14 protein-coding genes are annotated in these 14,584 nt (G+C 70.7%); 13 read left to right on the top strand and 1 reads right to left on the bottom strand.

Annotation, left to right across the window (positions count from 1 at the left end; translation table 11 throughout):
• The first annotated feature begins 1,796 nt into the window (after positions 1-1,796).
• The 6 genes from ACFVYN_RS11595 (at position 1,797) to ACFVYN_RS11570 (ending at position 8,001) form a co-directional block, all read left to right on the top strand.
• Complete coding sequence (locus ACFVYN_RS11595) at positions 1,797-3,143, top strand: ice-binding family protein (protein WP_389995981.1); 1,347 nt, start codon at positions 1,797-1,799, stop codon at positions 3,141-3,143.
• A gap of 237 nt (positions 3,144-3,380) precedes the next feature.
• Positions 3,381-3,944 (top strand): DUF5819 family protein, encoded by a 564-nt coding sequence (locus ACFVYN_RS11590; protein WP_389995979.1) that lies wholly within the window; start codon positions 3,381-3,383, stop codon positions 3,942-3,944.
• 133 nt (positions 3,945-4,077) lie between these two features.
• Complete coding sequence (locus ACFVYN_RS11585) at positions 4,078-5,097, top strand: HTTM domain-containing protein (RefSeq protein WP_389996240.1); 1,020 nt, start codon at positions 4,078-4,080, stop codon at positions 5,095-5,097.
• A 192-nt stretch (positions 5,098-5,289) separates the two neighbouring features.
• On the top strand, positions 5,290-5,994 hold the full coding sequence (locus tag ACFVYN_RS11580) for a DUF5994 family protein (RefSeq protein WP_389995976.1): 705 nt from the start codon (positions 5,290-5,292) through the stop codon (positions 5,992-5,994).
• A gap of 634 nt (positions 5,995-6,628) precedes the next feature.
• On the top strand, positions 6,629-7,498 hold the full coding sequence (locus ACFVYN_RS11575; RefSeq protein ID WP_389995973.1) for a helix-turn-helix domain-containing protein: 870 nt from the start codon (positions 6,629-6,631) through the stop codon (positions 7,496-7,498).
• 224 nt (positions 7,499-7,722) lie between these two features.
• A complete protein-coding gene (locus ACFVYN_RS11570; protein ID WP_389995970.1) occupies positions 7,723-8,001 on the top strand; it encodes a type II toxin-antitoxin system Phd/YefM family antitoxin in 279 nt (92 codons plus the stop codon).
• 53 nt (positions 8,002-8,054) lie between these two features.
• On the opposite strand, the gene ACFVYN_RS11565 is transcribed toward ACFVYN_RS11570, so the two are convergent.
• Complete coding sequence (locus ACFVYN_RS11565; RefSeq protein WP_389995967.1) at positions 8,055-9,041, bottom strand: ABC transporter permease; 987 nt, start codon at positions 9,039-9,041, stop codon at positions 8,055-8,057.
• A gap of 101 nt (positions 9,042-9,142) precedes the next feature.
• On the opposite strand from ACFVYN_RS11565, the gene ACFVYN_RS11560 reads away from it, so the two are divergent.
• The 7 genes from ACFVYN_RS11560 (at position 9,143) to ACFVYN_RS11530 (ending at position 14,449) form a co-directional block, all read left to right on the top strand.
• The gene (locus ACFVYN_RS11560; protein ID WP_389995965.1) at positions 9,143-9,772 is read left to right on the top strand and encodes a TetR/AcrR family transcriptional regulator; all 630 of its coding nucleotides are present in this window, start codon (positions 9,143-9,145) and stop codon (positions 9,770-9,772) included.
• 132 nt (positions 9,773-9,904) lie between these two features.
• Complete coding sequence (locus tag ACFVYN_RS11555) at positions 9,905-10,207, top strand: urease subunit gamma (RefSeq protein WP_389995963.1); 303 nt, start codon at positions 9,905-9,907, stop codon at positions 10,205-10,207.
• Between the two features lie 8 nt (positions 10,208-10,215).
• On the top strand, positions 10,216-10,527 hold the full coding sequence (locus ACFVYN_RS11550; RefSeq protein WP_389995961.1) for an urease subunit beta: 312 nt from the start codon (positions 10,216-10,218) through the stop codon (positions 10,525-10,527).
• Positions 10,520-12,241: an urease subunit alpha gene (locus ACFVYN_RS11545; RefSeq protein ID WP_389995959.1), complete on the top strand. Its 1,722-nt coding sequence runs from the start codon at positions 10,520-10,522 to the stop codon at positions 12,239-12,241. Before ACFVYN_RS11550 ends, ACFVYN_RS11545 begins: the two co-directional genes overlap by 8 nt.
• On the top strand, positions 12,241-12,915 hold the full coding sequence (locus ACFVYN_RS11540; protein WP_389995956.1) for an urease accessory protein UreF: 675 nt from the start codon (positions 12,241-12,243) through the stop codon (positions 12,913-12,915). The genes ACFVYN_RS11545 and ACFVYN_RS11540 overlap by 1 nt, the downstream gene beginning before the upstream one ends.
• Positions 12,916-13,007: 92 nt before the next feature.
• Positions 13,008-13,685, top strand: coding sequence for an urease accessory protein UreG (gene ureG, locus ACFVYN_RS11535; protein WP_389995953.1), 678 nt, complete (start codon positions 13,008-13,010; stop codon positions 13,683-13,685).
• Between the two features lie 35 nt (positions 13,686-13,720).
• Positions 13,721-14,449, top strand: a complete 729-nt coding sequence (locus ACFVYN_RS11530) for an urease accessory protein UreD (RefSeq protein WP_389996238.1) — start codon at positions 13,721-13,723, stop codon at positions 14,447-14,449.
• Positions 14,450-14,584: the final 135 nt, after the last annotated feature.

Genomic DNA, 14,584 nt, shown 5'->3' with positions numbered 1-14,584 from the left:
ATCTTTCGGATTCGCGGGCGCTTCGTGGCGATCCGGTCCAGGCGGATGGTGTGGTCGTGACCGCCTGGGGCGGCCCGTAGTGAGCATGCGGATCAGGTCGTGGCCGCCAACCTCGCCGAGAGTCAAGGAACCCGTCACACGGAGCATGTCGTCCCGGTGGGCGCGTATCCCTGAGCGTTCCCTTCGTCCTGGCGAACGCGTCGCCCAGCCCGGTTGATTTGCCGTCTCGGGAGCGGGCGCGGTCAGTGCACATGCGATGTGCGACAGCGTCCCCGTACGGCCCCGAGGCCTGCCCCGGGCGGCTTGCACCGGTCGCAGCGCGGTGCGCCGCGGTCCTGGACTCCCCGTGCCGCGTCGCAGGACGGACGTGAACTGCGGCTCGCCCGGGGCGACGTCATGGGCCTGGTCGTGCGGCGACCGGCGACCAGCTCCGGACCCTGGACACCCGATCGCAGGGCGACACCGTGACCAGCCCGCCAGCCGCGGCTTCGCCTCATACCGGCGCCGTGCTGCGCTGGGTGTTGCGGTAGAGGTTGCGCCAACTCGTTGCGGTGAGTGTTGCACCGGCCTGCACAGCGGCTCCGAAGTCTGTGCAGGTCATCACGGGCGTACGGCGTGGTCGGGTTGCTGACATCCCCGTTGCGACCCCCTTCGCCCATGCCTGGCTGGAGTTGAGGAGCGTAGGAGGGCGGAATGGGCGGCGCGGACGCAGCCGGGGACTGGGGCGCCGCTCACCGTTGTTGCGCGCCGGGCGGCGCAGACGCGCCGGGGTCGGGGGAGCGGTCGGCGGCTAGCTGGAGGCGTCGGCCGTCTGCTGTTCGTAGTGGTGCTTGAGCGCGTACGGGCCGCGAGGGCGTCGGCCGTGGTGTGGCGCGTTCGCGCTCCTGCGTCCCTCTGCACCTGGCCGTCCACGAGGGCGGGCAGCCAGGCCCTGGTGGCTCGGGCCGGCTGTTCGTGCTCTGCTTCACAGTGGTCCTGCCATGAGGCGACGACTTCCTTGCCGAGGCCGCCGTCGATGACGCCGAAGATCCGGTCGTAGGTGCCCGACGGCCTTTCTTCGAGCTCGAGTTGGTCGGCCGGGACCGGCCGCTCCCGCGTCCGTTCATGGTCTGGCTTTCGCGGCGGCCGCGTGGGTGCGGCCGGTGATGCACTGATGGCGGGCCCAGCAGCGGGCATGCCGGGTTACCTCGGTGTTTCGCAGAACGGGTGGATGGAGTAGTACCCGCACTTCGGGCCACCTGCCTGGCAACCGGACCCCTCGCGGTCGGGTGCGGGCCAGGCCATTCGGCCTGCGCACCACCACCCACCACAGCCGCCCGGGCGAGGGAGACACCCCGCACGCAGTCCGACGACAAGCCCGTCAACGGCCAGGCGACCCCGAACATCCCGAGCTTCTTCGACGTGCTCGACCAGACGTCCGAGCCGCCGGTCATCGACGAGAAGGACCCCAATGCCAAGCGCTTTGCCGGGCTGCGCGCCGGGTGGGGCGCTTCTGGGGAGCTGGGCGGCTTCCTGTACGCGAGCGGCCAGAAGAGGTGTTCCAGGCCCGGAAGGTGGGCCGGCTCGATCGAGAGAAGCGGCCCCGCGTGTCCGCATGGAACGCGCCGGATAATCAGAAATACGAATTCCCCAATAAATGCTCCGCATTCGAGGGATTGACGTTCAGGGAGCGCGACTCGCTTGTTCTGTGCCGTCTCTCGGAGATTCCTCCGTAATATGCATCCGTCAGATCAAGGCTCCCCGGGCGTTTGGTCAGGGCCCGGCACGCCACGGCTCCCACAGGAAATGGCATCTTGATGAAGCTGAAAATCCCTGAAATGGCTCGCCGCCGCACTTTGCCCGGCGTGCTGGCCTCGGCCCTCGCCGCAACGGTCGCCGCCGCGCTGGTCGTCCTGTCGCCGGCCCAGGCAGTCGCTATCGCCACGCCGGTACCGCTGGCCACGGCGGCGAGCTTCTCCGTGCTCGCGGGCGCGGGAGTCACCAACACCGGCCCCACGGTGATCAGCCACGACCTCGGCACCCATCCGAACCCGGCCATCACCGGTTTCCCGCCGGGCCAGGTGCTCGGCGCCGTGCACGCCGCCGACGCTGTGGCGCTTCAGGCCAAGTCCGACCTGGTCACGGCGTACAACAATGCGGCGGGGCAGGCCGAGGACTTCGCACTCGCGGCGGGAATCGGAAATGCCACCACGCTGCTTCCGGGCGTTTACACCGCTTCCTCCGGTGTCGGACTCACCGGCGACCTGATCCTGGACGCCGGGGGCAATCCGAATTCCGTCTGGGTGTTCCAGATTCCGGAAGCTCTGACGACGGCGTCCTCCAGCCGGGTGCTCCTGACGAACGGCGCTTCGCCGTGCAACGTGTACTGGCAGGTCGGGAGTTCGGCCACCCTCGGGACGAATTCCACTTTCGTGGGCACCATCATGGCGCTGACGGACATTCACGTGACCACGGGGACGAACATCGAGGGCCGGGCACTGGCCCGTAACGGCGCCGTGACGCTCGACACCAACCGGATCTTCCTCAACTCGTGCTCCACCGGCACGACGACGACCGGAACGACCACCGGAACGACCACCGGAACGACGGCCGGAACCCCGAACGGCCCCACGCCGGGATCGACAACCGGCACCACCGCCGGTCTGATCGGTGGCGGGCTGACCAGCGGTGGGCTGGTCAGCGGTGGTCTCCTGGGCGGGCCCGTCGTCAGTGTCACGGGCGGCACCGGTGCCGGGAGCACGTCGGGCAACAACGTCACCTCCGGGAACACGTCCGGGAACACGTCTGGCAATACGGCCGGGAACACTGCGGGCAACACGGCCGGAGACTCCGCGGGACAGCACGGAGGCCAACCCGGTGAGCACGGAGGCCAACCCGGTGAGCACGGTGGCAAGCCGGGTGAGCACGGCGGACCGGGCCACGGTGGCGGGCCCGACCACAACGGCAAGCCAGGCGACGAACACCAGGGCGCGCCCGGGAAGCCGGACCACGGCCATGGCGATCGGCCCGATGAGAACAACGGCCACGGCCACGGCGACCACACCGGCTCCGGCGACTACGGCTCCGGCGACTACGGCTCCGGCAACTACGGCTACGCCAACGCACCGAAGCTCGACGGCCAGGAAGGCCACCACGAAAGCTAGTCGGCAGGTCACGAAAGGTCCGACCGCCGGATGACGGCGCGCGGCGGGATCCCGATTCCGCCGTGCGCCGCCGGTGGCGGTCCACAGCAACCCCGGACGCCGGGCAGCGGACACGAGAAAGCAAGGTGGGCGGTGTCAAGCGGAATTGGTTCAACACACGTGCGGGACGCGGACCCACCCGGCAAACGGTCCGGGGGTGCCGGGGCCCTGAGAGCGGGGCTGCACACAGCCGTCCTCATGTGTGTGGTGGCGACCCTGGTCCATGTCGGTGCCGTCTTTCTTCATGTGGCGCCTGCCAACCCCGTCTCGCAGCGGTACAGCCGCCAGGTCGACGCGTGGGTGTACCCCCTTTTCGAACAGAACTGGCGGCTCTTCGCCCCCAACCCCGACTCCGTCAACCGACGGGTCATGGTGAGGACCGCGCACACCGCACCTGACGGATCGGTGGGAGTCAGCCCCTGGACCGACCTGACCGCACTGGACCGCGCCGCCGTCGAACACGATCCGTTTCCCAGCCACACGGCTCAGAACCTCCTGCGCCGCGCCTGGGCCTCCTACGCCGACACCCATGGCACGGACGACACGTCACGTTCGCCGCGGGCCGTGATGATGCAGAAGTACCTGAGCAATATCGCCGCAGAGCGCGTCGCCGGTCACCGCGCAGGCACGTTCGAGTTCATCCAGCTCCGGGTCGTCACTCTGCCCGTCGCCGCGCCCGGCGCCGCGGCCGGGCGTCGGCCGCCGACGCCGGTGGACAACCGGCTCCTGCCCTGGTGGAAGGTGACCGCCCATGGGAAATGAGCAGATCCACGAACTTCCCGCCACGACGGCCACGACGGCCACGACGGCCGCACCGGGCAGGTCGGCGGGCGGGGTAGGGGCCCGGGGCGCAGTCCGCCGTCTGCTTCTCGCCCGCACCGACGCCTTCTGGGACATGCTCACCGGCCGGCCGGTGTCCTTGTACGCCACGTCGGTTCTGCGTATCGGCTACGGGCTGCTCTACCTGCTCTTCCTGCTGCGGGAGTTCCCGCACCGGTCCGAGATCTGGGGTCCCGGCTCCCCGTGGACACCTGCACTGGCGGCGCAGCTCTTCGACCAGACGGGCTGGTACAGCTTCCTGATCCTGTCGGACAGCCGTGCCTACTTCGAACTCTGCTATGTGCTGGCCCTCGTGACCTCCGCGCTGTTCATGCTGGGCTGGCGGACCCGGGCCACATCCGTGCTCTTCGCCGCCGTGGTGGCCTCCTTCCATGCCAGGGCGGTCTTCATGACGGACGGAGGCGACAATCTCCTCCTGCTGATGGCCCTCTACCTCATGCTCACCGCGTGCGGCCGGCGCTGGTCCCTGGACGCGCGCAGAGCACGGATCAAGGCGGCCCGTGCGAACGGCACAGCGCCGCGGGCGCGCGGCGTCGCCGCGCAGGACCTGCGGGCGGCCCGCACCACGTTGGTGACCGTGGTGCACAACTGCGGCGTCTTCGTGATCGCGGCTCAGGTCTGCTTCCTGTACGGATCGGCCGGTCTCTACAAGGTCCAGGGCTCATTCTGGGACGACGGCACCGCGCTCCACTACGTGCTGAACCTGGAGCTCTTCCAGCCGTGGCCCGCGCTCTCGCACGCCATGGACCAGTACCCGCTCGCGATGGCGGTCGTCGGGTACCTGACCGTTCTCACCCAGGTCGCCTTCCCGTTCGTGCTCTTCGGCCGGCTCAAGTACCCCGTCCTGGCCTTGCTGCTGGGCATGCACGTCGCCATCGCGGTGGTCCTCGGACTGCCTCTCTTCTCGGGCACGATGATCGTCGCGGACGCCGTGTTCCTTCCCGACCGCTTCTACACGCTGCTGCCCCGGCTCCTTCGGCGCGGTACCCGGCAATGCGGTGCGCCGGCCCCGGCGCCCGGGCGGGAAACAGGGCTCGGAACCGTCCCTCCGCAGGTCGGCCACCCGGACGGCTGAAGCGAATCCAGGCCGGTGTCCCGCCCGGCAAACGATCGTGGTGGCCGGCCGCCGTCCGGCCCGACGGTGACGCAGTAGAAGCCGCCCTGCACCCGCTGAGCCGGCATCGGCTCCCCGCGCCGGGAGACGGCCTGGTCGGTGCTCCACATCCATGGGGCCATCACTGCGCGCCACGGCGCAGCGCGGAGTAGCGTGGACGGTACCGAAGGCATTTCGCACACCGGCTTCCACGCCGGGTCGTCGTCGGTGAGAGATGAAACCCGGGCCGCCGCAGAGGCGGCCCGGAGACGGGTCCGCATCATGTCGGCGACCTTGCACCCGACCCTGCCGCACACCGAGCTCGTCGCAGCCCCGGCCGCGCGTCTCGCGCTGAAGACCGACGGCACCTCCCGCGGACTCCTGGACGGCGCCTGGTGGCCCCGCTCCCGGGATCTGCTGAGGGAACTGCCGGAGCTTACCGACGCGTTGGACCCCTTGTGGGGCCGCATCACCCGCATCGCCGTCAACCCGAAGCACTGGCCGGTCATCCCACGCCGGGTTCCCGTGAACGGCCACATCGTCAAGGTCGGCTGGTTCACCCAGGAAATCGACCCGCACAAGCTGCTGCTGCTCTCCTACGGCACCGGCCGCTGGGACCTGCTGATCATCCCGCCCGAGACCGAGGCGGCGTCGGCAGCCCGGCTGATGGCAGCCGCGTCCGACTACGACGGCCCACCACTGTCCGCGAGCGCGCTCCTCGCCGCGGACGGGACCGGGCACGGCGACGGTGCGACCGGCGAGCCCCTGGACCCGGACGGCACCTGGGAGTACGAAGGCGGCGCCGCCGCGGTGGCCGCGGCCGTTCCGGAACAGGTCGGCCGGCCCGGTCGGGCCGGTCGTCCGGCCACGAGTAGGTAAGGCGGCCGCCATGAACGCCTTCCTGACAACCGCCGCCTTCCTGGTCCTCATCGCGGCGGCGGCATACGTGATCCACCGGCTCAACATCGAACACGCGGAAAGAATCGCCGTACACCGCTACAGCCGTGCTCTTCCCGGCCGCCGCGGACGCGGCTCGCCGCAACCCCCGGTGGGACCGGACCCGTATCAGTCGTCGACCACCGGCGAACGACGAGACCACCGCGACGGAGGCTCTGGCCGCTTCCCGCCGCGCCGCCGCAGTCGTACCACTCACCACAGGTGACCAGCCGGTTTCCGTCACCAGCCCGCGCCCGGAGCGTCGACCCAGCCGGCACGGGACCACGAAAGGGGGCGTCAGAACCGAGGCGCCATGACTCTTCCACCGCTGAACATCCACCGGCACGACTCGGGCAGCGAGCACTGATCACCCTGGCCGGGGAGATCGGCCCGGGCACCGGTCCCCTGGTGGGGACCGCTCCGGAGCGGCGCCTGTTCCTGCCGTGAGGCAAATGACAAGGTCACGGTCCGTTTTGGTTGCCTGTCGAACAACACGGCATGGCGCGTGATCAACAGCCTTTGCTCCCTGGCAATCTGCGGACCAGCACGATGACTTGGAGCCGGAGGTACACCGCTCGTGGCGGCGACAACCAACCCCACCGTCAGGAGACGCCGTCTGGGAGCCGAGCTCCGCCGGCTCCGCCTGGCCAGTGGGCTGAAGAGCACAGAAGTGGCCGAACGGCTCATGGTCTCCCAGCCCAAGATCAGCCATCTGGAGAACGGCAACCGCGCCGTCAGCCCCCGCGACGTGCGCGACCTGTGCACGATCTACGGAGTGACGGACCAGCAGGTCATCGACTCCCTGCTCCAGATGGCCAAGGAATCGGGACAGCAGGGCTGGTGGCAGGCCTACGGCGACATCCCCCAGAGCGTCTACATCGCACTGGAGACCGACGCCGCCGTCCTCCACACCTACGAGCCCATGATGATTCCCGCCCTGTTGCAGACCCCCGCCTACGCCTACGCCGTCATCAGGGAAACGATCCCTCTGCCCACTGCCGAACAGGCCGGCATGCGCCTCAAGGTGCGGTTGCGCCGGCAGCACCGGATCTACGACCCGGCCTGCCCGTTGCGTCTGTGGGTCGTTCTGGACGAATCGGCACTGCGCCGCGTCGTCGGCGGTCCTGACGTCATGCGTGAACAACTGGAGCACCTGAACGCACTTGGCAGGGAACCGCACATCACGGTGCAGGTCCTCCCGCACACCGTGGGCGCCCATGCGGGTCTGTCAGGGCAGTTCTCCGTCCTGAGGTTCGCCGGGAACCCCGACGGGGTGGTGTATCTGGAACGGTTCACCAGCGATCTCTACCTGGAGAAGCCATCCGACGTGCAGCACTACGGCGTGATGTACGACCACCTCCAGGCCCTGGCCCTCAGCCCCGACAGCAGCCGCAGCTTCATCACCGACGTCACCAAGACGTACATCGACACGGCGAGCCACCCCTGAGCGCGGTGTGCGAAATCCTGGGCGTCTCGCAACGGTGAACGGGAGCTGAGCCCAGGCCGAGGGCCAGATGACCGCTCCCGTGTGTGCTCCCGTCTTCGAGAAATGTGTGAGACGAGGTGAGACGAGGTGACGACGAGCTGTCGGCACGTGAGAGCCCCTGACCTGGAACTTTGATGTCGTCACAGACCACGGTGGACCAGCTGGACGCCCCGTAAGCTAGGGGTATGGCGTATGAGATTCCGGTGACGCAAGCCAGGGCTGAGCTCGCCGACCTGATCAACCGGGTGGTGTACGGCGGTGAGCGCGTCGTCGTCACACGGCACGGAAAGCCGCTGGTCGCCCTGGTCTCGGCCGCCGACCTCGAACGGCTGGAGGAGTCGAAGGAGCCCGTCGAGGCACCGGTGATCAGTGCGGTCTCCACCGTGCGCGAGGTCGCGTCCGCTCCTCGCGAACAACAGCGGTTCGGCATCGCGGCGCGCCACCGGGGGCCGGGCGCCTCGTAGAGATGCGGGTGCCCCCGACCACCGGGGCCGGGGGTGCAGGACAGTGCCTTCGGTCAGCCGACGGCGGTGAGCTCACGTTCGCCGGTGGCCGGTGCGGTGCCCTTCGTCCGCGCCTTCAGTGCGTTGCCCAGCACCACGGCCCCCAGGCCCAGCGCGGCCCACCAGATGAGCGTCAGGGCGGGCCCGGTCGCCGCCGCGCCGTCGAAGAAGGACACCGAGCGCAGCAGGGTCGCGCTCGCCCCCGGCGGCAGCCACTGGCCGATCGTGCCCACCGGCTCGGGCAGCAGCCGCGGGGCCGAGGCGGCACCGGAGAACGGGTTGCCGAGGAACATCACCAGGAACCCGACGGCGCCGATCCCGGCGGGTCCGGCCAGGGCGGCGAGTCCCGCGACAGCCGCGCTCACCGCCAGCGTCGCAAGGCCCAGCGTCCCCGCCTCCGCCCACCAGTTCCCCGTGAGCGCGCCGAGCCAGCTGTGGGCCAGGGCGGCCGCGACGACGCCCACCAGTGCGGCGCTGAGGACTAGAGCGGTCACGGCACGCACGCCGCGCAGCCCGAGCAGGGTCACGACCGCGCCCGCGACGATCCCGCTCAGTGCCAGTGGCAGCACGGACGAGCTCAGGGCCGCGCCCCTCGGGTCGGACGCCGGGGTCGGGACGACGTCCACGGTCTTCACCTCGGCGCCGCTCGCCGCGGCCTGCCGGGTCACGGCCTGATGGAGGAGCTGGGCCACGACCGGACTCGCGGCCGACGCGGTGAGCAGTTCGGGGCCCTGTGCCGTGACGACGACCGCGCCGTATACGGTCCGGTCCTCGATCGCAGCCCGCGCGGCCCTCTCGTCGGCGTAGTGGTGGATCTCGAAGGCGCCCTGGTGCTGCCGGAGTCGTTGCTCCACGGGTGCGGTCGCGGCGGCCGGTCCGGCCACGCCGAGCGGCAGATCGCGAGGGGCGGTCCGGGCGGCGGGCCAGGCGAAGGCCCACAGCGCCAGGGCGGCGAGCAGCGGCACTAGGACGACGACCCCGAGCAGGCGGCGGGTGGACATGAGGTCTCCAAAAAGAAGGATCGTTCGTTTTAGGTTCGCTCACACCGTCCCGCCACTGCCGCGCCTTGTCAAGAAGGAATGTTCGTTCTACGTTGGCTGGCATGGCTCGCGTATCCCAGGCACACCTCGACGCCCGGCGTCGGCAGATCCTCGACGGCGCCGCGGTCTGCTTCGCGCGCAACGGCTTCCACGCCACCTCCATGCAGGACGTCCTGAAGGAGGCCGACCTTTCGGCCGGAGCCGTGTACCGCTACTTCAGCGGCAAGGAGGAGCTCATCGGCGCGATCGTCGAGGAGGTCCTCGGCCAGGTCCATGACGGGTTCGAGGAGGCGGCCCGCAGCAGCCCGCCCCCGCCCCCGGACGTCCTGGTGGCGTCGGTGCTCAGCCGTGTCCTCGCCACCAAGGAGTCCGTGACCGTGGACGGGCGGCCCGCGTTCCCGCGGCTGGTCGTCCAGGTGTGGACCGAGACACTCCGCAACGAGGAGCTCGCGGCCGTCCTGCGCGAGGGCTACGGCGCCGTGCGCGAGACCTGGACGCGGATCGTGGGGGCGTACCAGGACGCCGGGACGATGCGCTCGGACGTGCCCCCGGAGCACGTGGCCCGCACCATGATGGCGGCCGCGATGGGCTTTCTCGCGCAGCAGGCCCTGTTCGGGCCGACCCCCGCCGAGGTCCTGAGCGACGGTCTGCGGGCGCTGATGAGCACCCGGGACGAAGCCGACACGCGCTGATGGATCACAGCTCGGTTAACGTGCCTGAAACCGGATCCAATTAGCCTGCGGATCCACGCCACCAGGGACTTTGCCCCGGGGCTGAGGCAACCGGGCCCCGCACGGCCCGGAGCGAGGACTGTGAGGTGGGACGTGCAACTGACCCCGCACGAGCAAGAGAGGCTGCTCATCCATGTGGCGGCCGACGTGGCCGAGAAGCGCCGGGCCCGCGGGCTCAGGCTCAACCACCCCGAGACGGTCGCCCTCATCACGTCACACATCCTCGAAGGCGCGCGTGACGGCCGTACCGTCGCCGAACTCATGGCCTCCGGGCGGACGCTGCTGTCCCGCGACGACGTCATGGAGGGCATCCCCGAGATGATCCACGACGTCCAGGTCGAGGCGACGTTCCCGGACGGCACCAAGCTCGTCACCGTCCACGATCCGATCGTCTAGGGGCCCCGATGATTCCCGGAGAGATCCTCTTCGCCGACGGTCCGATCGCCTACAACGAGGGCCGTGAGGTCACCCGGCTGACCGTCCTCAACGCCGCCGACCGGCCCGTCCAGGTCGGCTCCCACTACCACTTCGCCGAGGCCAACCCCGGCCTGGAGTTCGACCGCGGCGCCGCGCGCGGAAAGCGGCTGAACGTCGCCGCCGGCACCGCCGTCCGCTTCGAGCCCGGCATCCCGGTCGACGTGGAACTCGTCCCGCTCAGCGGCGCCCGCGTGGTGCCGGGACTGCGCGGAGAGACCGGAGGTGCCCTCGATGCCTGAGATCTCCCGTGCCGCCTACGCCGACCTGTTCGGCCCCACCACCGGCGACCGCATCCGGCTCGCGGACACCGATCTGCTGATCGAGGTCGAGGAGGACCGTTCCGGCGGCCCCGGACTCGCCGGTGACGAAGCCGTGTTCGGCGGCGGCAAGGTCATCCGCGAGTCGATGGGCCAGTCGCGTGCTACGCGCGCAGAAGGCACCCCCGACACGGTCATCACGGGCGCGGTGGTCGTGGACCACTGGGGTGTCGTCAAGGCCGACGTCGGCATCCGCGACGGCCGGATCACCGGGATCGGCAAGGCGGGCAACCCCGACACCATGGACGGGATCCACCCGGACCTGGTGATCGGCCCCGAGACCGAGATCATCGCCGGCAACGGCCGGATCCTGACCGCGGGCGCCATCGACGCGCACGTCCACTTCATCTGCCCGCAGATCGCCGACGAGGCGCTGGCGTCCGGCGTGACCACCCTGGTCGGCGGCGGCACCGGCCCCGCCGAGGGGTCCAAGGCCACCACCGTCACCCCCGGTCCCTGGCATCTCGCGCGGATGCTGGAGGCGATGGAGCAGTACCCGCTCAACATCGGCTTCCTCGGCAAGGGCAACACCGTCTCCCACGAGGCGATGCTGTCGCAGATCCGCGGGGGCGCGCTCGGCCTGAAGCTGCACGAGGACTGGGGCTCCACCCCCGCCGTCATCGACGCCTCGCTGACCGTCGCCGAGCGGACCGGCATCCAGGTCGCCATCCACACGGACACCCTCAACGAGGCCGGGTTCGTCGGTGACACCCTCGCCGCGATCGCCGGCCGGGGCATCCACGCCTACCACACCGAGGGTGCGGGCGGCGGGCACGCGCCGGACATCATGACCGTCGTCTCCCAGCCGCACGTGCTGCCGAGTTCGACCAACCCGACCCGGCCCTTCACCGTCAACACCGCCGAGGAACACCTCGACATGCTGATGGTGTGCCACCACCTCAACGCGGCGGTGCCGGAGGACCTCGCCTTCGCCGAGTCCCGCATCCGCCCCACGACCATCGGCGCCGAGGACATCCTGCACGACCTGGGCGCCATCTCGATCATCTCCTCCGACGCGCAGGCCATGGGACGCGTGGGCGAGGTCATCATGCGGACCTGGCAGACCGCCCACGTCATGAAGCGGCGCCGGGGCGCCCTGCCGGGCGACGGCCGGGCGGACAACCACCGCGTGCGGCGCTATGTCGCCAAGTACACGATCAACCCCGCCGTCGCGCAGGGGCTCGCACACGAGGTGGGCTCGGTGGAGACGGGCAAGCTCGCCGACCTGGTGCTGTGGGAGCCCGCGTTCTTCGGGGTCAAGCCGCATCTCGTGATCAAGGGCGGCCAGATCGCCTACGCGCAGATGGGCGACGCGAACGCGTCCATCCCGACCCCGCAGCCGATCCTTCCCCGGCCGATGTACGGGGCGATCGGGCGGGCCCCCGCCTCGAACTCCTTCAACTTCGTGGCACCGCTCGCCATAGACGACGGGCTTCCCGAGCGGCTCCAGCTCGGGAAGCGGTTCGTGGCCATCGAGTCGACGCGCGGGGTCACCAAGGCCGACATGCGGGAGAACGACGCGCGGCCCGACGTACAGGTGGACCCCGACAGCTTCGCCGTGCACATCGACGGCGAGCTGGTGGAGGCCACACCGGCGGCCGAACTGCCCATGGCCCAGCGTTACTTCCTCTTCTGATGTCCAGGGCTGCACTGCTCGTCCTGGCCGACGGCCGCTTTCCCGCCGGGGGCCACGCGCACTCCGGCGGGGCCGAGGCGGCCGTCAAGGCGGGGCAGATCACCGGGGCGGAGAGCCTGGAGTCCTTCTGCCGGGGGCGGCTGCACACAGCGGGGCTGGTGTCGGCGGCGCTGGCCGCGGCGGCCGTACTCGGTGTGGATGCACGGGAGTTGGACGCGGCGGCGGACGCCCGCACGCCGTCGCCCGCGCTGCGGGCCGCCGCGCGGAAGCTGGGCCGACAGCTGATGCGGGCCGCCCGGGCGACCTGGCCGTCGGACGAACTCGAAGCGGTGGCAAGGGAGTTCCCCAAAGGGGCACACCAGCCCGTGGTGTTGGGGCTGGCAGCCCGGGCGGCGGGCCTGGAGCCCCTGGACGCGGCCTACTGCGCGGCGTACGAGAGCGTGAGCGGCCCGGCGAGCGCCACGGTCCGCCTGTTGAGCCTCGACCCCTTCGACGCGACGGGGGCGCTGGCCCGCCTGACGATGGACCTGGACCGTGTCGCCGGCCTGGCGGTCGAGGCGGCACGGAGGGCTGTAGACGAGGGGACCGACGCGTTGCCCGCGGCTTCAGCGCCCCTGCTGGAGATCGCCGCCGAGCTGCACGCGGCGTGGCCAGTACGCCTGTTCGCATCGTAGAGGGCCCAGGGCACCCGCTTTTTGGGGGCGCGGGGAACTGCGCGACAAGCCCCCACGAATCCGCACCCGACAACGAACCCCAGGAGCCGTACATGCACTTGGACCACCACCACGACACCCCCGCCGCCCTCAGCGCGGACGCGCACCGCCCCGACGGTTCCCGCCGTGCCCTGCGCATCGGCCTCGGCGGCCCCGTGGGCTCCGGCAAGACCGCCACCGTCGCCGCCCTCTGCCGGGCCCTGCGCGACGAGTTGTCCCTCGCCGTCGTCACCAACGACATCTACACCCGCGAGGACGCCGAGTTCCTGCTCAGGGAAGCCGTGCTGCCCCCGGAGCGGATCACCGCGGTGGAGACCGGCGCCTGTCCGCACACCGCGATCAGAGACGACATCTCCGCCAACCTGGAAGCCGTGGAGGACCTGGAGGACGAGGTCGGACCCCTGGACCTCATCCTCGTGGAGAGCGGCGGCGACAACCTCACCGCCACCTTCTCCAAGGGCCTGGTCGACGCCCAGATCTTCGTCATCGACGTGGCCGGAGGGGACGACATCCCCAGGAAGGGCGGCCCCGGCGTCACCACCGCCGACCTGCTCATCGTCAACAAGACCGACCTGGCCCCGTACGTCGGCTCCGACCTCGCGCGGATGGCCGCCGACGCCAAGGCCCAGCGCGCCGAACTGCCCGTCGTCTTCCAGTCCCTGCGCAGCGAGGCCGGCGTCAAGGACGTTGCCGCGTGGGTGCGGGCGCGGCTCGCCGCGTGGACGGCGTGAGCGCGGCCGTGACCGGGGTGCGGGCCACCGCGCGGATGGTCGCGCGGGACGACGGGCGTGGCGGCACGGCCCTGCCCGTACTGGAGAGCGACGGGCCGCTGGCGCTGCGGCGGACCCGGGGGAGCGGCGCCGAGACGCGGGTCGTGCTCGTCGGCGCGATGAGCGGACCACTCGGCGGCGACCACTTCACCGTGCAGGCGAACGTCCTGACAGGCGCTCGACTGCGCGTCGGATCGGCCGCCGCCACCATCGCCCTGCCGGGCCAGACCAAGGGCGAGGCCCGCTACGACGTACGGCTCACCGTCGCCGACGGCGGCGAACTGCGCTGGCTTCCCGAGCAGTTGATCTCCGCCGGTGGCAGTGACCTGTACGTCACCACGCGGATCGACCTCGCATCGACGAGCCGGCTCGTGCTGCGCGAGGAGCAGGTCCTCGGGCGAGTGGGGGAGGAGCCCGGGCGGCTCAGCAGCCGGCTCGTGCTGCGGGTCGCGGGCCGGACCGTGCTCGACCAGGAGCTGTCCTGCGGCCCGGGGGCGCCCGGCGGCTGGGACGGCCCCGCCGTGCTCGCGGGCCACCGGGCGGTCGGCCAGCTCCTCGTCGTACGGCCGGAGTTCGCCGACGAGCCGGTGCCGGCGCAGGTGCTCGGCGAGGGTGCCGCCGTCATGCCGCTCGCCGGACCCGCCGCGCTCGTCACCGCGGTGGCCCCGGACGCCCGGCTGCTGCGCCGGGTGCTGGACGCGGCGCTGCTGACGCTTGCCCCCTAGGGCCCTAGTCCGCCGAGCGAACAGCTTCTTCCGTTTATCGGATTGGCAAAGAAGCTCGACAAACCCTGTTCACAGCGACTTCACAACCACGAGGATCCCGGTACGAAATCGAAACGACGTACGGGGAGGGATCCC

Source organism: Streptomyces sp. NPDC058307 (genome assembly GCF_042880295.1).
GTDB lineage: Bacteria > Actinomycetota > Actinomycetes > Streptomycetales > Streptomycetaceae > Streptomyces.
This window is presented reverse-complemented; position numbering and strand designations above follow the sequence as displayed.